The organism is uncultured Limnohabitans sp., from assembly GCF_937889215.1.
Classification (GTDB): domain Bacteria; phylum Pseudomonadota; class Gammaproteobacteria; order Burkholderiales; family Burkholderiaceae_C; genus Limnohabitans_A.
Map to the genome: position 1 here is coordinate 1 of NZ_CALBEX010000093.1, position 17482 is coordinate 17482.

Below are 17482 nucleotides of genomic sequence, written 5' to 3' on the forward strand. Positions count from 1 at the left end.
ATCCCGCAACACAGACGTCATGATTTCCATCAGCGTTCTGGACTTCATGCTGCGGCACAGCATGCCCAAGGCTTGCACCACGGGCACACCGGCACGCAGCATGGCGGCCCATTGGCGGGTCATGATGGCCAGGTCTTTGGCTTTGACGGTGTCCTGTTGGCGCCACCATAAGCGTTGAATGCGCACTTTATGCAACCCCTGCCGGCGCAAATGGGCCCGAGCCAAATCGGCATTCAAGGCTTGGATCTGCCCGTTCTGGGGTTGCCCCTGAGGGTCTTGCCCGGTCCAGCGAAAAACCACCGGATTGCTTGGTGAGGAGGGGCTGCTCATCTGGATTCCCCAGTGGCGGCCAGCACCTCGTCCAGGGAGGTGATGCCTTGCAGCACTTTGCGCAAACCGGCCAGGCGCAAGCTCGAGACCCCCTCGCGCTGCGCTTGTTGCGCCATTTCGCGGATACCGGCTTCTTGCAACACCAGTTGTTGCATCTCTGCGCTCATGGCCATGACCTGAAAAATCCCTGTGCGCCCTGCAAAGCCTTTGTGGCACTGTGCGCACCCGACGGCCTCAAACACAGGCACGGGCTCGGCTGGGCGCAAAGCCTCAGGCCAACCGGCCGACATCCAAACGTCAACAGGCAGCAAGGCGCTCTTTTTGCAATGCGGGCACAGGCAGCGCACCAAGCGTTGTGCCGTGACCATGCTCACGCTGGCTGCAATGTTGTAGGCAGCCGTTCCCATGTTGCGCAAGCGCACCAAGGTGCCGGGGGCGTCGTTGGTGTGCAGCGTGGACAGCACCAGGTGCCCGGTTTGTGCGGCCTGAATGGCGATGTTGGCCGTCTCCAAATCGCGCACTTCGCCCACCATCAAAATATCCGGGTCTTGCCGCAAAAAAGCCCGCAATGCGACGGCAAAGCTCAAACCGGGTTTGTCCTGCACATTCACTTGGTTGATGCCTTGCAGCTGGATCTCGCATGGGTCCTCCACGGTGGCGATGTTCACCTCAGGTGTGTTGAGCAAATTCAGGCAGGCATAAAGCGATTGGGTCTTGCCTGAACCGGTCGGGCCCGTGACCAGCACCATGCCGTGTGGTGCACGAATTGCAGCGATCAACCGGGCCAGGTCTTCGGGCTCGTAGCCCAGGCGGGACAAGTCCAGCTGGGCCTGCGCAGAGTCGAGCACGCGGATCACCAATTTCTCGCCAAACAAGGTGGGCAAGGTGCTCACGCGCAAGTCCAACTCCCGGCCCTCGGCCAGTTGCAGCTTCATGCGGCCGTCTTGGGGCAATCGTTTTTCTGCAATGTCCAGGCGTGACAACACCTTGATTCGGGAGGCCAGTCGGTCCTTCAGGGCCATGTGGGGTGAGGCCATTTCGCGCAATTCCCCATCGATGCGCATGCGAACCCGGTAATGGTGTTCGTAAGGCTCAAAGTGCAGGTCTGAAGCCTTCAGGGCCACCGCCTGTTCCAGCAATTGCTGCACATAGCTGACCACGGGCGCGTCATCGGCGGCAGATGGGGCAGGCCGAGCAGTGGCATTGCTTGTCATAGAAACCCTGAATGTGAATTATTTTGAATTCACATCATGCGGACTTCATTGGAGTTTGTAAACCGGGTCAGTGGATGGGGCCGTGTTCAGCCCGAAGGCGCTTGGCGCCAAGCGCTGGGTCAATGGCGGCGATTGAGCAGTTGCGAGGCCAGCGCCACCATGGCATGGCGGTGGTGATTGGCGGGCAGTTGCATGGCCGCGTCCACAGCGCGCTGCGCTTCGTTGGCCGCAGCGTTGCGGGTGGCTTCCAGTGCGCCCGTATCGCGGACGATGGCCACAATCTCGCTCAGCCGGTCGACGCTGCCGGTTTCAATCGCTTCACGCACCGTCTGGCTTTGCGCTGGCGTGCCGAGTTGCATCGCCAAAATCAGGGGCAGGGTGGCTTTGCCCTCGCGCAGGTCATCGCCCAGGTTTTTACCCATTTCAGTGGTGCTGCCGTCGTAGTCCAACACGTCGTCGATCACCTGAAAAGCCGTGCCCAAGGCCTGGCCGTAATCAGCGCACGCAGCTTCGATGGCGCTCGGGCTGCCAGCCAAAATGGCCCCCAAACGGGCACTGGCTTCGAAAAGTTTGGCAGTTTTGGATCGAATGACCCGCAAATAACCCTCTTCGTTGAGCGATGCGTCGTGCATGTTCATCAACTGCAGCACCTCACCCTCGGCGATCACATTGGTGGCATCGGCCAAGGTTTGCATGATCCGCATGCTGTCGGCATCGACCATCATCTGGAAGGCGCGTGAATACAAAAAGTCGCCCACCAACACGCTGGCAGGGTTGCCAAAACGCTCATTGGCTGTGGGCCTGCCACGGCGCAGGGTGGACTCGTCCACCACATCGTCGTGCAGCAAGGTGGCGGTGTGGATGAACTCGACCACGGCCGCCAGGTTGTGCCGCTGGCTGCCGGTGTAACTCAAAGCCCCGCAAGTGAGCAACAGCAATACGGGGCGCAGGCGTTTGCCGCCAGCAGAGATGATGTAACGCGCGACATCGCCCACCAAAGGAACGCCAGAATCGAGTCGCTGCGCAATGACGCGGTCGACTTGGGTCATGTCATGAGCCACAAGTTCAAGGGCGGCGGCGGTGCTGGTTTCGGAGGCAGACAACTTGGGGTATCCGGCAAGGGTGCCCGGCAAAGCCGAGGCAAGAGTTCACAAAATGGAAGTGCATTTCAGATGCTGGCTGATTATAGGGACCCCCGTGATTCGCCATCTGTGTCAACACTCGGCCGCGCATGGCTTGCCTGATCAGGGTAGGACGTGCTAAAATCTTTGGTTCCTTGGGGATTAGCCCTTGGAAACTTCCATTCAAAGAGGTCTAATATGTACGCGGTCATAAAAACCGGTGGCAAACAGTATCGTGTTGTCGCTGGCGAAAAAATTAAAGTAGAACAGATTGCTGCGGACGTTGGCCAGGAAATCGTGATTGATCAAGTTTTGGCCGTCGGTACCGGCGCTGAACTCAAGATCGGCACGCCCCTGGTGTCCGGCGCCACAGTCACAGCCACGGTGTTGGCGCATGGCAAGCACGACAAAGTGCACATCTTCAAGATGCGCCGTCGTAAGCACTATCAGAAACGTCAGGGTCACCGCCAGCAGTTCACCGAACTGCAAATCGGCGCGATCGCTGCCTGAGGAGAATAGGTCATGGCACAGAAAAAAGGCGGCGGCTCTACGCGCAACGGTCGTGATTCCAAGCCAAAAATGCTTGGCGTTAAGGCTTTCGGTGGTGAACTGATCAGCGCAGGCTCGATCATCGTTCGTCAACGTGGCACCAAATTCCATGCGGGCAACAATGTCGGTATCGGCAAAGACCACACTTTGTTTGCCCTGGTGGACGGCCACGTGTCGTTCTCTACAAAAGGTGAACTCAGTAAGCACATGGTGAACGTGACGCCGGCTGTTTAAGCCCGCCACGCCCATTGCAAAGAGGAGCCCCGGCCAGCCGGGGCTTTTCGCATTCTGGCTCGCGAGCGCTTTGTTCGTGCGTCCAAGCTACACTGGAAATCTCATGAAGTTCGTTGACGAAGCCTATATTGACATCTCCGCAGGTGACGGCGGGAACGGCTGCGTCTCGTTCCGCCATGAAAAGTACAAAGAATTCGGTGGCCCGAACGGGGGCGATGGCGGTCGTGGCGGGCATGTGTTCGCCTTTGCCGACATCAACCTGAACACCTTGGTCGATTACCGCTACTCGCGCCGCCACGATGCCAAACGCGGCCAGCACGGCATGGGCTCGGACATGTTCGGCGCTGCAGGCGACGACGTCACTCTGAAAATGCCCGTGGGCACCATCATCACCGACGCCGAAACCGGCGAAGTGCTGTATGAGCTGCTGGTGCCTGGGGAAACCATCATGATCGCCAAGGGCGGCGACGGCGGCTTTGGCAACATGCGCTTCAAAAGCGCCATCAACCGCGCACCGCGCCAAAAAACACCGGGTTGGTTGGGCGAGAAGAAAGAGCTCAAGCTCGAATTGAAAGTGCTGGCCGATGTGGGCCTGCTGGGCATGCCCAATGCGGGCAAATCCACCTTTATTGCGGCCGTTTCCAACGCTCGCCCCAAAATCGCCGATTACCCCTTCACCACCTTGCACCCCAACTTGGGCGTGGTGCGCGTGGGCCCCGAGCAAAGCTTTGTGGTGGCCGATGTGCCGGGACTGATCGAAGGCGCTTCGGAAGGCGCAGGCTTAGGCCATTTGTTCTTGCGCCACTTGCAGCGCACCCGATTGCTGCTGCATGTGGTCGACTTTGCGCCGTTTGACGAGAACGTCGACCCGGTGCAGCAGGCCAAAGCCATTGCGGCTGAGCTTAAAAAGTATGACAAAGGCTTGTACAACAAGCCGCGTTGGTTGGTGCTGAACAAGTTGGACATGGTGCCGGCCGAAGAGCGCGAGACTCGGGTCAAAGAGTTCATCAAGCGCATGCGCTACAAAGGTCCGGTCTTTCAGATTTCGGCCCTGACCCGCGAAGGTTGCGAGCCACTGATCAAAGAGATTTACAAGCACATCCGTGCCCAGCAAATCATTGAGCAAGGTGTCGTGGACATTGACCCCCGGTTCATGGAACAAGACAAGCCGCAAGAGCCCGATGCCGAAGACCCCCGCTTCAAGGCGCTGCCAGCCGATTAAAAGGCCAGTCCATAGGTTCCCCAACATTGGTGTCGGGCGCTGGCTCGGCAATTTGTTCATACCGTACGCTCCAAAGCATGACCACCCCTGACGTTTCTAGGCTCTTGTGTGATGCCCGCCGCATCGTTGTCAAAGTGGGCTCCAGTCTGGTGACCAACGAAGGGCGCGGCCTGGACGAGGGCGCAATTGGCGAGTGGTGCCGCCAGATGGCGCTGCTCAGCGCCCAAGGCAAAGAGGTGGTCATGGTCTCCAGCGGTGCGATAGCCGAAGGCATGAAGCGCCTGGGCTGGACCACCCGTCCGAGCGAAGTCCCTGCTTTGCAAGCGGCTGCCGCCGTGGGTCAAATGGGCCTGGCGCAGATGTATGAAACCAAGTTGCGCGAAAACGGCATGGGCAGCGCCCAGGTCTTGCTCACCCACGCTGACTTGGCCGATCGTGAGCGTTACCTCAATGCCCGATCCACCTTGCTGACTTTGCTCCAGCACCGCGTGCTGCCGGTCATCAACGAAAACGACACGGTGGTCAACGACGAGATCAAATTTGGCGACAACGACACCTTGGGTGCCTTGGTGGCCAACCTGATCGAAGCCGACTTGCTGGTGATCCTGACCGACCAAAAAGGCCTGTACACCGCCGACCCGCGCAAAGACCCTTCGGCCACCTTTGTGCACGAGGCCCGTGCTGGGGATCCGTCACTGGAAAGCATGGCGGGTGGTGCCGGTTCGAGCATTGGGCGGGGCGGCATGATCACCAAGATCCTGGCGGCCAAACGGGCTGCAGGCTCTGGCGCGTCGACCGTGATTGCCTGGGGGCGCGAACCCGATGCGCTGCTGCGCTTGGCACAGGGAGACAACATGGGCACCTTGCTGGTGGCTCAGACCGCCAAGCAACAAGCCCGCAAACAGTGGATGGCCGACCACCTGAAGCTTCGGGGCTCTGTCACGGTGGATGCGGGTGCTGCGCACAAAGTGCTGACCGAAGGCAAAAGTCTGTTGCCCATCGGGATGCATGCGGTCTCGGGTGATTTCTCTCGCGGTGATGTCATCGCCATCCGCGATGAACAGGGCGCTGAAATCGCCCGTGGCCTGGCCAATTACGCCAGCGCAGAGGCTCGCAGGTTGTGCAGAAAGCCTTCGCATGAATACGAGGCCTTGCTGGGTTACACCGCAGAGCCCGAGATGGTGCACCGGGACAACTTGATCCTCACTCGCTGAAACATGCGCTTGCACCCACTTCGCAGTGGGTGTTGAGCAGGCTCAGCCTTGAGGATTGGGATCGAAACTGGCCCCCGGTGGCAGTTCCATGTGCGGAGGCGGTTGCATGTCTGTATGGCCGTTGTCGTGCTCGGCACCATCGCGGGGGCCGCGGTTGCCGCCACGTAAATAACGGTTTTGACGCTCTTGGCGTGGCAGGTAGCGGACCAGCTCGGTCAGAGCCATTTCGTACACGCCGCGCTTGAACTCCACCACCACATCCAGCGGCACCCAGTAATCGTTCCAGCGCCATGCGTCGAATTCGGGGTGGTCGGTGGCGCGCAGGTTCAGGTGATGGTCGTGCGTCACCATTTGCAGCAAGAACCAGATTTGTTTCTGGCCCTTGTAAAAGCCGCGAGCATCCCGGCGGATGAAGCGGTCCGGCACTTCATAGCGCAACCAGTCACGGGTTCGGGCCACGATGCGCACATGCTCCGGGTGGAGCCCCACTTCTTCGTGCAATTCACGGAACATGGCCTGTTCGGGACTTTCACCCCGGTCAATGCCACCCTGCGGGAACTGCCAGCTGTGTGTGCGTATGCGTTTGCCCCAGAAAACCTGGTTTCTCTGGTTGAGCAGAATGATGCCGACGTTCGGCCTAAAGCCTTCACGGTCAAGCATAATCAACCTCAAATTTTTGTATTGTGTCCATTATGCACGCCGCACCAGCGCTCGCTCTTGGATGTTTCCCTGATCCCCTTGTCTGAGTTAGCCCGTCGCGATGAAAGCCTCTCAATTTCTCATTTCCACCCTCAAAGAAGCCCCAGCCGATGCCGAGGTGGTCAGCCACAAGCTGATGACCCGCGCCGGCATGATCAAGAAACTGGGCGCGGGCATTTACAACTACATGCCCATGGGTTTAAGGGTGATCCGCAAGGTGGAAGCCATCGTGCGCGAAGAAATGAACCGCGCAGGGGCTATTGAGATGACCATGCCCGTGGTGCAACCGGCTGAGCTGTGGCAGGAGACCGGCCGCTTTGACAAGATGGGCCCCGAATTGCTGCGCATCAAGGATCGTCATGGCCGCGATTTCGTGATCCAACCCACCAGCGAAGAAGTCGTGACCGACGTGGTGCGCCAGGAAGTGCGCAGCTACAAACAGCTGCCTAAAAACTTCTACCAAATTCAAACCAAATTTCGCGATGAGCGACGCCCCCGCTTTGGCCTGATGCGCGGCCGCGAGTTCACCATGAAAGACGCCTACAGCTTTGACCGCGACGTGGCGAGCGCCAAGGCCAGCTACCAGGTCATGGCCGGGGCTTACCGCCAAATTTTTGATCGCTTTGGCCTGACCTACCGCGCCGTGGCCGCTGACAGCGGTGCCATCGGCGGCGACCTGAGCGAAGAGTTCCAGGTGATCGCCGCCACCGGTGAAGACGCCATCGTTTACTGCCCCACCAGCAACTACGCCGCCAACATGGAAAAAGCCGAGGCCCTGGCCCCCAACCAGCCACGCGGCGCGGCCACGCAAGCCCAGACGAAGACAGCCACGCCCGGCAAAAGCACCTGCGATGACGTGGCGGCCTTGCTGAATCTGCCCCTGTCCACCACCGTCAAATCGCTGGTGCTGGCCACCGACACCTTGAACGAGCAGGGCGAGATCGTCAAATCGCAAGTCTGGCTGCTGCTGCTGCGCGGGGACCACGACATGAACGAAGTCAAGGTCGGCAAGCTGCCCGGCATGGAAGGTGGTTTCCGCTTTGCCACGCTGGCTGAGATCGATGACCACTTTGGCTGCAAGCCCGGTTACCTTGGCCCTCTGAATTTAAAGAAGCCCGTGCACCTGGTGGCCGACCGCGACGTGGCCGTGATGGCCGACTGGATTTGCGGTGCCAATGAGCCTGACTTCCACATCACCGGCGTGAACTGGGGCCGCGACTTGCCCGAGCCTGCTGTGGTGGCCGACATCCGCAACGTGGTGGCTGGAGACAAGTCGCCCGACGGCGGGGGCGAGCTGGCCATCGAGCGCGGCATTGAGGTGGGCCATGTGTTCTATCTGGGCACCAAATACTCCAAGGCCATGAACGCCACTTTCCTGGACGAAACCGGCAAACCGCAGTTTCTGGAAATGGGCTGCTACGGCATCGGCATCACCCGCTTGCCCGCCGCCGCCATCGAGCAAAACCACGACGAGCGCGGCATCATCTGGCCCGACGCGATTGCGCCATTCACTGTGGTAATTTGCCCCATCGGCATGGACCGCAGCGAAGTCGTCAAGGCAGAGGCTGAGCGGATTTATGCCGCTTTGCTGGCGGACGGGGTGGACGTGATCCTGGATGACCGTGGCGAGCGCCCCGGAGCCATGTTTGCCGACTGGGAACTGATCGGCGTGCCGCACCGCATCACCTTGGGCGACAAAGGCCTCCAGGATGGTTTGGTCGAGTACCAGCACCGCCGCGACGCCGAAGCGACCAAGGTGTCGGTGTCAGACATCGTGGCGCATGTCCAGGGGCGTTTGGCCCATTGATGCACACATCGGGCCTGAGACACGTCTGGCTTGGCCCAAGCGGCGGGCTTGTTGTTTCGGTCTTGGTGGTTTAGCCCACCGGGCTGAACGGCAGGCACAAAAAAACCACCCGAGGGGGTGGTTTTTGGAGGACTAAGGCCAAAGCCCCTGGCAGATCAGGCCTTGCCGTTGATGACCTGCTGCAGTTCACCCGATTCGTACATTTCCATCATGATGTCTGAGCCACCGATGAACTCGCCTTTGAAGTACAGCTGCGGGATGGTGGGCCAGTTGCTGTATTCCTTGATGCCTTGACGAATTTCGGCGTCGTCCAGCACGTTCACGGTCTTGACCGTCTTGGGGTCCACGCCCACGGCTTTGAGGATCTGGATGGCACGGCCAGAAAATCCGCACATCGGGAAGCTGGCGTTGCCCTTCATGAAGAGGGTGATTTCGTTGCCTTTGACGAGTTCGTCAATGCGTTGCTGGGTGTCGCTCATGGTGTTGCTCCAAATGGGGTCAGTATCGAATAGGCTGAATTATGTCTCTGATTGAAAGTCTGCCATTTTTACAGGGATGTTGCTGTCACTTCGGCATGGCCGCGCCTGTGCACCGCTCAATGCTGCCCAGATCGCGGCGCGACTGCACTTGCTCAAACCCGGCCTCACGCAGAAGTGCCTGCACCGGGGCCGCCTGGTCCCAGCCGTGTTCGAGCAGCAACCAGCCGCCCGTGGCCAGGCAGGCTGGGGCTTGGGCGATGATTTGGCGGATGTCATCCAGGCCGTCGGGGCCGCTGGTCAGCGCTTGCAGGGGCTCGTGTGTCAGGGCGGCCAGGTGCGGGTCGCCCTCGGCCACATAGGGCGGGTTGGAGACGATGAGGTCAAAACGGCCAGTGTGCTGGATGTCAACCGCGTTCAACCAGTCGCTGGCGATGAATTGCACACCCAGCTGCAAACGGGCGGCATTGGCGCGGGCCACGGCCAGGGCGTCTTCGCTGGCGTCCACCGCCCACACGGTGGCATCGGGTCGAGCATGTTGCAAAGCCAAAGCCACTGCGCCGCTGCCCGTGCCCAAGTCCAAAATGCGGGGCGAGCGTGTTTCGGGTGCAGATTCAGGCAGACACGCCAGAGCCCAGTCCACCAGGGTTTCAGTGTCGGGGCGCGGGTCCAGCACACGCGCATCCACGGCCAGCGTCAGGCCAAAAAAATCCTTGCGCCCGGTGATGTAGGCCACGGGCTCACCGCTCAGACGCCGCTGCAGCGCGTCTTGCCACGCGGCGGCTTGCTCTGGCGTCAAGGTGTCGCTGTCGTGTGCCAGCAACCAGGCGCGGTCGTGCAGTGGGCGCTGCAGGCTGTGCAGCAGCAAGATCTGCGCGTCCACCCTTTCCAAGCCACTGGCTTGGGCTTGGCGCAGACACGCCACGACGGTCGTTGGGTTTTGCATCAGGCGGTGGCCCCGATTTCAAGTGCGGCCAGCTGTTCAGCGGCTTCGTAGCTTTGCAAGCCGTGGACCACATCTTGCAAATCGCCCTCCATGATGGTGAGCAGCTTGTACAAAGTCAGGTTGATGCGGTGGTCGGTCAGGCGCCCTTGCGGGAAGTTGTAGGTGCGGATGCGGTCCGAGCGGTCGCCGCTGCCGATCAGGCTTTTGCGCTCGGCCGCGTCTTTGGCGGCACGTTCAGATCGGTCTTTTTCCTGTATCCGGGCGGTGAGCACTTTCAGGGCCTGCGCCTTGTTGCTGTGCTGGCTGCGGCCGTCCTGGCATTCGGCCACGATGCCGGTGGGCAAGTGGGTGATGCGAACGGCCGAGTCGGTCTTGTTGATGTGCTGGCCGCCTGCGCCGCTGGCGCGGTAAGTGTCAATCCGCAAATCAGACGGGTTGATCTTGATGGCCTCGGCTTCGTCTGGCTCGGCCAGCACGGCCACAGTGCAGGCGCTGGTGTGGATGCGGCCTTGGGTTTCGGTGGCGGGCACGCGCTGCACCCGGTGGCCGCCTGACTCGAATTTGAGTGCGCCGTACACGCCATCGCCCGATGTGCTGCCGTCAATGCGCACAACGACTTCTTTGTAGCCGCCCAGCTCGCTGACCGATTCCGAGACGATCTCGCACCGCCAGCCCTGGCTTTCGGCATAGCGCGTGTACATGCGCAGCAAGTCGCCTGCAAACAGGGCCGACTCGTCGCCCCCGGTGCCAGCGCGGATTTCCACAAAAGCCGGACGGGCGTCGTCGGGGTCTTTGGGCAGCAGCATGCGCTGCAGCTCGGCTTCTAGGTTTTGCAGCTCGGCGCTGGCGCTGGCCACTTCTTCTTCGGCCATCTCGCGCATGTCTTCGTCATCCAGCATGGCTTTTGCAGCGGTCAGGTCGGCGCTGCGTTGCTGAAAGCGGGCAAAGCGCGAGGCCACGGCGCTGACCTCGGCGTGTTCCCGAGAGAGCTTCAGGAACTGCGTCATGTCGGCCATGATGTCTTCGCGGGACAGCAAAAAGTCCAGCTCGCTCAGGCGCAAGGCATAGCGTTCGAGTTGTTGGATCAAAAAGGGTTTCATGGGGCAGGCGGCGAGTGAAAGGGCCGCTGCACAGTCCTTGCAGCGGCGGGGCAGCGTTCGCAGTGGCAGAGAAAAGCGCTAACGCTCTTGCCGCAAAAACAGACGCTGCACCGCTTGCGTGGTTTGTTCGCGGTGGGCCGGGTCGGGGCTGCGCAGTTCGGCCATCGCACCGTGCAGCATTTTTTGGGTCAGGCCCTTGGCCAGGGCTTCAAGCACGGCCTCTGGTGGCTCCCCTTTGGCCAGCAGCTTGCGGGCGCGGGCGAGTTCGGCTTCGCGCCAGCTGTCGGCTTGGCTGTGCAATTGTTGAATCAGGGGCACCGCGTCGCGTTGGCCCAGCCAATGGCTGAAGCTTTGGACCCCGGCGTCGATGATGACTTCGGCTTCGGCGACTGCCGCTTGGCGTTGGGCTTGGCCGGCCTGCACCACACTGGCCAGATCGTCCACGGTGTACAGATAAACGTCCTCGAGCGACTTGACCTCGGGCTCGATGTCACGCGGCACAGCCAGATCGACCATGAACATGGGGCGGTGCTTGCGTTTTTTGAGCGCACGCTCGACAGCCCCTAAGCCGATCAAGGGCAAGGTGCTGGCGGTGCAGCTGATGACCGCATCGAATTCGTGCAGGCGATCGGGCAGATCGGCCAGTCGCATGACTTCGCCCCCAAAGCGAGCGGCGAGTTTTTCACCGCGTTCCAAGCTGCGGTTGGCAATGGCGATGCCGCGAGGCTGGCGAGCGGCAAAGTGGGTCACCACCAGCTCAATCATCTCGCCCGCGCCCACAAACAGCACCTTGATGTCTTTCAGGTCTTCAAACAGTTGGCTGGCCAGGCGCACCGAGGCGGCGGCCATGCTGATCGAGTGCGCGCCAATTTCGGTGGCGGTGCGCACTTCTTTGGCCACGGCAAATGTGCGCTGAAACAATTGGTTGAGGGTGCTGCCCAAGGCCCCGGCCTGTTCTGCCGCGCGCACGGCATCTTTGAGCTGGCCCAAAATTTGGGCTTCCCCCAGCACCATGGAGTCCAGTCCACTGGCCACCCGAAAGGCATGGCGGGCGGCTTCATTGCCTTCCAGCAAGTAAGTGTGCGATTGCAGTGCTGTCGCCGACACGCCACCGGCTTGGGCCAGCCAGCCCAGGGTGTGTTCGGCGGCGTTGTGGTCGGCGGCGCAATAAATTTCGGTCCGGTTGCAAGTGGACAAAATCGCTGCTTCGGGCGTTTGGGCGGTGCGCTCGGCCAACTGGCTGCGCAAACCGTGCAAAGTCGGGGCCAATTGGTCCACGGCGAAGGCAAACCGGCCGCGCAAATCCAGCGGCGCAGTCGTGTGATTCAAACCGAGGGTCCAGACAGCCATGCGCCAATTATAGGAAGCTGTCCGTTTGCCGCAGTTTGTGGGGCAATGTGGCGTCTTTCAAGGCACAATCGGGCCGCAAAGCGCCCTGTTTTGGGGCGGTATTTTGGATGGACTCAAACGCCCATGACTGTTTGGCTGTTGATTTTGCATGTGGTCAACTTTGTCTTGCCTGCCTTGGCCATGGCCTTGTTCATGCCGATTGCGGGGCGCTGGGTCATGGGCCCCGCGAACGGACGTTGGTTACGTCGCTTCGGCACCCATGTCGTGACAGGGGTGTTGGTGTTGCTGCTTGGCCTGGTGGTGCAAGGCCAGGATGGAAAAATGAGCACCTACATCGGCTTGGTGTTCACGGCGGCGACCACCGAGTGGTGGTTGCGTCGAGCTTGGCACCTGAAATAAAAGCCGCCGATCAGGTGGGGCTGAACAAGTCCACCCGGTCGGTGATGATGCCGTCGGTGCCCAGGGCCAGCAGGTGCTGCGCAGCCCAGTCATCGTTGACGGTGTAGCTCAGGCACCGCATGCCCGCGCTGTGTACGCGTGCTACGGCGGCCGCATCCCACAGGGCGTAGTTGGCCACGACGGCCACGCATGCCAAATCGAGCGCGCTGTCGAACCAGCCATCCCATAAGGTGTCGACCAGCAAACCGCGAGGTAGCAAGGGTGCTGTTTGCTGCGCTGCGGCCAGGGCCTCGGGTTGGAACGAGGTCAACAGGGGTGGTACTGCGGCATCGGCCCACAGGCGGGCGGCCAGTCGGGCCACGGCTTGCCCAGTGGCGGCTTCGCAGCCAGGTGTGGGCTTGATCTCGATGTTCAGCAAATGCCCGTTGGCCAGGCAAAAACGGGCCAGTGCCTCCAAGGTGGACAACGGCTCTCCTGCATGGAGTCGTGAGTGCCAGCCGCCGGCGTCCAGCTGCGACAAATCATGCCAGTTCAGATCGCCAGCGGTGCCCTGACCGTTGCTGGTCCGCTCAAGGCTGGCGTCGTGCAGCAAGAACACCACACCGTCGGCGCTGAGCTTGGCATCGCATTCGAACATGCGGAAACCGTGGGCCGCACCCAACCGGAATGCAGCCAGGGTGTTTTCAGGGGCCAGTTTGCCTGCACCTCGGTGTGCGATCCATCTGGGATAGGGCCAATGATGGCGCTGGGTAGGGGAAAGTGCTGCTTTCATATTTAGAAAGTATGTCGCAAACTGAATGCAGTTGGTGGTGGTGCCCCCACCCCCTGCGCGTGAATGCTGCACTGCGGTAACATTCATACTCAGCCGAATTGACGCCTTTTTCGGGTCTGGCTGACAGCGTCTTCACCGACGTCTTTGACTGCGCCACACCCATGAATGCACCCACTACGCTCCAACATTTGATGCAAGCCGACGCCGATGCGCCGCGCTTGCGTGAGATTCCGTACAACTACACCAGCTTTTCAGACCGTGAAATCGTGCTGCGTTTGCTGGGTGAGTCGGCTTGGGATCTGCTCAACGACCTGCGCGGCGAGCGCCGCACGGGCCGATCGGCCCGCATGCTTTACGAAGTGCTGGGCGACATCTGGGTGGTCGAGCGCAACCCTTATTTGCAAGACGACCTGCTGGACAACCCGGCCCGCCGTAAATTGCTGGTCGAGGCCTTGCAGCACCGCCTGGGCGAGGTGCAAAAGCGCCGCACCCCGAGCGTGGACGCCGCCCGCGATGCCTTGGTCGGCCAACTGCTGGCCATGGCCGCGCAGGCCGTGACGCAGTTCAGCGAGCGTTTCACGCGCATGGCCAAACTGCGCAGCCAGGTGCAAAAGACCTTGGGCCGCCTCACGGCCAAAGACAACATCAAGTTCGACGGCCTTTCGCGTGTGAGCCATGTGACCGACGCCACCGACTGGCGCGTGGAGTACCCCTTTGTGGTGTTGACCCCCGACTCCGAGACCGAAATGGCGGGTCTGGTCAAGGGCTGTATCGACCTGGGCCTGACCATCGTCCCACGCGGCGGTGGCACGGGTTACACGGGTGGCGCGATCCCGCTGACTTGGAAGAGCGCGGTCATGAACACCGAAAAGCTCGAAGCCATGACCGAGGTCGAAATGATCGACCTGCCCGGTATTGCCCACAAAATTCCAACCATCTACACCGAAGCCGGAGTAGTCACCCAGCGTGTGGCCGATGCGGCCGAGCGGGGTGGTTTTGTGTTTGCGGTGGACCCGACTTCGGCCGAGGCAAGTTGCATTGGCGGCAACATCGCCATGAACGCGGGCGGCAAAAAAGCGGTGCTTTGGGGTACGGCGCTCGACAACCTGGCCAGCTGGCGCATGGTCACGCCCGACGCCGAATGGCTGGACGTGGTGCGCATGGACCACAACATGGGCAAGATCCACGACGCCGAGGTCGCCACCTTTGAGTTGCGTTACTTCAAGGCCGACGGCAAAACCCCGATCCGCACCGAAACCCTGGTGATCCCGGGCAAGACTTTCCGAAAGGAAGGCCTGGGCAAGGACGTGACCGACAAGTTCCTTTCGGGCCTACCCGGCGTGCAAAAAGAAGGCTGCGACGGCCTGATCACCAGCGCGCGCTGGGTCGTGCACCGCATGCCCACCCACACCCGTACGGTGTGTATGGAGTTCTTTGGCCACGCCCGCGAGGCCGTGCCCAGCATCGTCGAGATTAAAGACTTCATGTTTGCCGAGCAAAAGCGCACCGGTACCGTGATGGCGGGTCTAGAGCATCTGGACGACCGCTATTTGCACGCAGTGGGTTATTCCACCAAGTCCAAGCGCGGCGGTTTCCCCAAGATGGTCTTGATCGGTGACATCGCCGGTGACAACGCCGACGACGTGGCCAAGGCGACCAGCGAGATCGTGCGCATTGCCAACTCGCGCAGTGGCGAAGGCTTCATCGCCATCAGCCCCGAAGCGCGCAAAAAGTTCTGGTCGGACCGCAAGAAAACAGCGGCCATCTCGCGTCACACCAACGCCTTCAAGGTCAACGAAGACGTGGTCATTCCGCTGCCGCGCATGGCCGAGTACACCGATGGCATCGAGCGCATCAACATCGAGCTCTCCCTGCGCAACAAGCTCAAACTGTGTCGTGAGATCGAAGCCTTCCTGGAGCGGGGCAACCTGCCGCTGGGCAAGCAAGACGACGCCAGCGACATTCCGTCGGCCGAGTTGCTGGAAGACCGCGTGGCGCAAGCCCTGGCGGTGGTGCGCGAGGTGCGTGCGCAGTGGCAAGGCTGGTTGACGGATGTCGACACGCTGTTTCCTCAGCTGCAAGAGCACAGCCTGCGTGCCAGCTGGAAGACACAAATCCGCCCGGCTTTCCAGAGTATCTTCTCCGGTTCTGCCTTTTTGCCGATCCTGACCGAGGTCACGGCCATTCACCAGCGCGTGCTCAAAGGCCGCGTGTGGGTGGCACTTCACATGCACGCCGGTGACGGCAATGTGCACACCAACATTCCGGTCAACTCCGATAACTATGAGATGCTGCAAACCGCGCACGAAGCGGTCGCTCGCATCATGGTGTTGGCGCGCAGCCTGGACGGCGTGATCTCGGGTGAGCACGGCATTGGCATCACCAAGCTGGAGTTTTTGACCGACGCCGAGCTGGCCAACTTCACCGCCTACAAAGCCAAGGTGGACCCCGAAGGGCGCTTCAACAAAGGCAAGCTGCTGCGCGGCGCGGCCCTGACGGGCTTGGGCGACGATGTGCACGCCGCTGACCTGACACACGCCTACACCCCCAGCTTTGGCCTGATGGGCCACGAGTCGCTGATCATGCAGCAGTCCGACATTGGCGAGATCGCTGCCAGCGTGAAAGACTGCCTGCGCTGCGGCAAGTGCAAGCCGGTGTGTGCCACGCATGTGCCGCGTGCCAATTTGCTCTACAGCCCGCGCAACAAGATTTTGGCGACTTCCTTGCTGGTCGAGGCTTTCCTCTACGAAGAACAAACCCGACGGGGCATCTCGATCAAGCATTGGCAAGAGTTTGAAGACGTGGCAGACCATTGCACCGTGTGCCACAAGTGTTTGTCGCCTTGCCCGGTCAACATCGACTTTGGCGAGGTGTCGATGAACATGCGCAACCTGCTGCGCAAGATGGGTCAAAAGAGCTTCCGGCCAGCTGCAGAGTTTCAGTCTTGGTTCATTGGTACGGCCAGTCCGAATGCCATTGCTTTGGGTCAGGCTTTAACCAAAATCAGTTTTAAGGCGCAACGCTTGGGCAACCGCGTGTTGAATGTATTTGCACGTCAGCAAACCAAGGCACCTCCAGCGTCAGTGGGTCAACCGCCCATCAAGGAGCAGGTGATTCACTTCATCAACAAGAAAATGCCTGGGGGCCTGCCCAAGAAGGGCGCTCGTGCTTTGCTCGACATCGAAGACAAAGACTACGTGCCGATCATCCGTGACCCCAAAACCACGAGTGCGGAGACCGAGGCGGTGTTTTACTTCCCCGGTTGCGGTTCCGAACGCCTGTTCAGCCAGGTGGGCTTGGCGACCCAGGCCATGCTGTGGCATGCAGGTGTTCAGACCGTGTTGCCACCGGGCTACCTGTGTTGTGGGTATCCGCAAAAAGGCTCGGGCCAGTTCGATAAAGCCGAGAAAATCATCACCGACAACCGGGTGCTGTTCCATCGCGTGGCCAACACCCTCAACTACCTCGACATCAAAACCGTGGTGGTCAGTTGCGGCACGTGTTACGACCAGTTGCAGAGTTACGAATTTGACAAGATTTTCCCGGGTTGCCGCATCATGGACATCCACGAGTACCTGCTCGAAAAAGGCATCAAGCTCGAATCCCAAGGTGCGTACCTGTACCACGACCCTTGCCACAGCCCGATGAAATTGCAAGCGCCCATGAAAACCGTCACCGCCTTGTTGGGCGACGGTGTTTTGGAGAGCAGTCGCTGCTGTGGTGAAAGCGGTGGTTTGGCCTCGGCACGCCCTGATATCTCGACACAGATTCGCTTCCGAAAAGAAGAAGAAATTCGCAAAGGCGAGGTCGCTTTGCGCCAATCGGGGGCAGTCACAGCGGAGGAGAACGTCAAAATTCTCACGTCTTGCCCGAGCTGTTTGATGGGTTTGAACCGTTACCAGGACGACCTGCAAAACGGCCTGCTCGAAGCCGACTACATCGTGGTCGAGATGGCCAAGCACATCCTGGGTGAAGAATGGATGCCCGAGTACGTGAGCGCTGCCAATGCAGGCGGCATTGAGCGCGTGCTGGTGTAAGCCAAGCGCGCA

At 60.5% G+C, this 17482-nt stretch carries 14 protein-coding genes and 2 pseudogenes; 7 read left to right on the forward strand and 9 right to left on the reverse strand.

Translation table 11 applies throughout. The features are described 5' to 3' along the window. The 3 genes and pseudogenes from Q0341_RS02125 to Q0341_RS02135 form a co-directional block, all read right to left on the reverse strand. Positions 1 to 330, reverse strand: a pseudogene (locus Q0341_RS02125) (type II secretion system F family protein); the annotation flags it as partial. After that, positions 327 to 1502: pseudogene (locus tag Q0341_RS02130) on the reverse strand (ATPase, T2SS/T4P/T4SS family); the annotation flags it as partial. The pseudogenes Q0341_RS02130 and Q0341_RS02125, both read right to left, overlap by 4 nt. A gap of 161 nt (positions 1503 to 1663) precedes the next feature. Beyond that, positions 1664 to 2593, reverse strand: coding sequence for a polyprenyl synthetase family protein (locus Q0341_RS02135; protein ID WP_366522664.1), 930 nt, complete (start codon positions 2591 to 2593; stop codon positions 1664 to 1666). Between the two features lie 270 nt (positions 2594 to 2863). On the opposite strand from Q0341_RS02135, the gene rplU reads away from it, so the two are divergent. From rplU to proB, 4 genes are all read left to right on the forward strand, one after another. Then, positions 2864 to 3175 (forward strand): 50S ribosomal protein L21, encoded by a 312-nt coding sequence (gene rplU / locus Q0341_RS02140; RefSeq protein ID WP_089959923.1) that lies wholly within the window; start codon positions 2864 to 2866, stop codon positions 3173 to 3175. 12 nt (positions 3176 to 3187) lie between these two features. After that, on the forward strand, positions 3188 to 3448 hold the full coding sequence (rpmA, locus tag Q0341_RS02145; RefSeq protein WP_019430604.1) for a 50S ribosomal protein L27: 261 nt from the start codon (positions 3188 to 3190) through the stop codon (positions 3446 to 3448). A gap of 103 nt (positions 3449 to 3551) precedes the next feature. After that, positions 3552 to 4670 (forward strand): Obg family GTPase CgtA, encoded by a 1119-nt coding sequence (cgtA, locus tag Q0341_RS02150; RefSeq protein ID WP_299510229.1) that lies wholly within the window; start codon positions 3552 to 3554, stop codon positions 4668 to 4670. A 77-nt stretch (positions 4671 to 4747) separates the two neighbouring features. After that, positions 4748 to 5884, forward strand: a complete 1137-nt coding sequence (proB, locus tag Q0341_RS02155; protein ID WP_299510231.1) for a glutamate 5-kinase — start codon at positions 4748 to 4750, stop codon at positions 5882 to 5884. 42 nt (positions 5885 to 5926) lie between these two features. Here the strand turns inward: proB and Q0341_RS02160 are convergent, their stop codons facing one another. Continuing rightward, positions 5927 to 6544, reverse strand: coding sequence for an RNA pyrophosphohydrolase (locus tag Q0341_RS02160; RefSeq protein WP_299510232.1), 618 nt, complete (start codon positions 6542 to 6544; stop codon positions 5927 to 5929). A 100-nt stretch (positions 6545 to 6644) separates the two neighbouring features. Between Q0341_RS02160 and Q0341_RS02165 the strand changes: the two genes are divergently transcribed. Further along, a complete protein-coding gene (locus Q0341_RS02165; protein WP_299510233.1) occupies positions 6645 to 8390 on the forward strand; it encodes a proline--tRNA ligase in 1746 nt (581 codons plus the stop codon). Between the two features lie 155 nt (positions 8391 to 8545). Here the strand turns inward: Q0341_RS02165 and grxD are convergent, their stop codons facing one another. The 4 genes from grxD to hemA form a co-directional block, all read right to left on the reverse strand. After that, the gene (grxD, locus tag Q0341_RS02170) at positions 8546 to 8869 is read right to left on the reverse strand and encodes a Grx4 family monothiol glutaredoxin (protein ID WP_299510234.1); all 324 of its coding nucleotides are present in this window, start codon (positions 8867 to 8869) and stop codon (positions 8546 to 8548) included. 85 nt (positions 8870 to 8954) lie between these two features. Beyond that, positions 8955 to 9812 carry a peptide chain release factor N(5)-glutamine methyltransferase gene (gene prmC, locus Q0341_RS02175; protein WP_299510235.1) on the reverse strand — a complete coding sequence of 286 codons (858 nt, stop codon included), beginning with the start codon at positions 9810 to 9812 and terminating at the stop codon, positions 8955 to 8957. Continuing rightward, entirely contained in the window at positions 9812 to 10912 is a 1101-nt protein-coding gene (gene prfA, locus Q0341_RS02180) for a peptide chain release factor 1 (RefSeq protein ID WP_299510236.1), read from the reverse strand. Before prfA ends, prmC begins: the two co-directional genes overlap by 1 nt. 78 nt (positions 10913 to 10990) lie before the next feature. Next, positions 10991 to 12262, reverse strand: coding sequence for a glutamyl-tRNA reductase (gene hemA, locus Q0341_RS02185; RefSeq protein ID WP_299510237.1), 1272 nt, complete (start codon positions 12260 to 12262; stop codon positions 10991 to 10993). Between the two features lie 123 nt (positions 12263 to 12385). Here hemA and Q0341_RS02190 point away from each other — a divergent pair, with 123 nt between their 5' ends. After that, a complete protein-coding gene (locus tag Q0341_RS02190; protein ID WP_299510238.1) occupies positions 12386 to 12661 on the forward strand; it encodes a hypothetical protein in 276 nt (91 codons plus the stop codon). Between the two features lie 10 nt (positions 12662 to 12671). Here the strand turns inward: Q0341_RS02190 and ugpQ are convergent, their stop codons facing one another. Beyond that, positions 12672 to 13433 carry a glycerophosphodiester phosphodiesterase gene (ugpQ, locus tag Q0341_RS02195; RefSeq protein ID WP_299510239.1) on the reverse strand — a complete coding sequence of 254 codons (762 nt, stop codon included), beginning with the start codon at positions 13431 to 13433 and terminating at the stop codon, positions 12672 to 12674. 161 nt (positions 13434 to 13594) lie between these two features. Between ugpQ and Q0341_RS02200 the strand changes: the two genes are divergently transcribed. Continuing rightward, positions 13595 to 17470, forward strand: coding sequence for an FAD/FMN-binding oxidoreductase (locus Q0341_RS02200; protein ID WP_299510240.1), 3876 nt, complete (start codon positions 13595 to 13597; stop codon positions 17468 to 17470). Positions 17471 to 17482: the final 12 nt, after the last annotated feature.

What these genes read in the sequence shown, in the direction of transcription:
- Q0341_RS02160 (WP_299510232.1), bottom strand. Translation starts at nt 6,544, where the DNA reads ATGCTTGACCGTGAAGGCTTTAGGCCGAACGTCGGCATCATTCTGCTC.
- hemA (WP_299510237.1), bottom strand. Translation starts at nt 12,262, where the DNA reads ATGGCTGTCTGGACCCTCGGTTTGAATCACACGACTGCGCCGCTGGAT.
- Q0341_RS02200 (WP_299510240.1), top strand. Translation starts at nt 13,595, where the DNA reads ATGAATGCACCCACTACGCTCCAACATTTGATGCAAGCCGACGCCGAT.
- Q0341_RS02165 (WP_299510233.1), top strand. Translation starts at nt 6,645, where the DNA reads ATGAAAGCCTCTCAATTTCTCATTTCCACCCTCAAAGAAGCCCCAGCC.
- cgtA (WP_299510229.1), top strand. Translation starts at nt 3,552, where the DNA reads ATGAAGTTCGTTGACGAAGCCTATATTGACATCTCCGCAGGTGACGGC.
- rpmA (WP_019430604.1), top strand. Translation starts at nt 3,188, where the DNA reads ATGGCACAGAAAAAAGGCGGCGGCTCTACGCGCAACGGTCGTGATTCC.
- prmC (WP_299510235.1), bottom strand. Translation starts at nt 9,812, where the DNA reads ATGCAAAACCCAACGACCGTCGTGGCGTGTCTGCGCCAAGCCCAAGCC.
- prfA (WP_299510236.1), bottom strand. Translation starts at nt 10,912, where the DNA reads ATGAAACCCTTTTTGATCCAACAACTCGAACGCTATGCCTTGCGCCTG.
- ugpQ (WP_299510239.1), bottom strand. Translation starts at nt 13,433, where the DNA reads ATGAAAGCAGCACTTTCCCCTACCCAGCGCCATCATTGGCCCTATCCC.
- Q0341_RS02190 (WP_299510238.1), top strand. Translation starts at nt 12,386, where the DNA reads ATGACTGTTTGGCTGTTGATTTTGCATGTGGTCAACTTTGTCTTGCCT.
- proB (WP_299510231.1), top strand. Translation starts at nt 4,748, where the DNA reads ATGACCACCCCTGACGTTTCTAGGCTCTTGTGTGATGCCCGCCGCATC.
- grxD (WP_299510234.1), bottom strand. Translation starts at nt 8,869, where the DNA reads ATGAGCGACACCCAGCAACGCATTGACGAACTCGTCAAAGGCAACGAA.
- Q0341_RS02135 (WP_366522664.1), bottom strand. Translation starts at nt 2,593, where the DNA reads ATGACCCAAGTCGACCGCGTCATTGCGCAGCGACTCGATTCTGGCGTT.
- rplU (WP_089959923.1), top strand. Translation starts at nt 2,864, where the DNA reads ATGTACGCGGTCATAAAAACCGGTGGCAAACAGTATCGTGTTGTCGCT.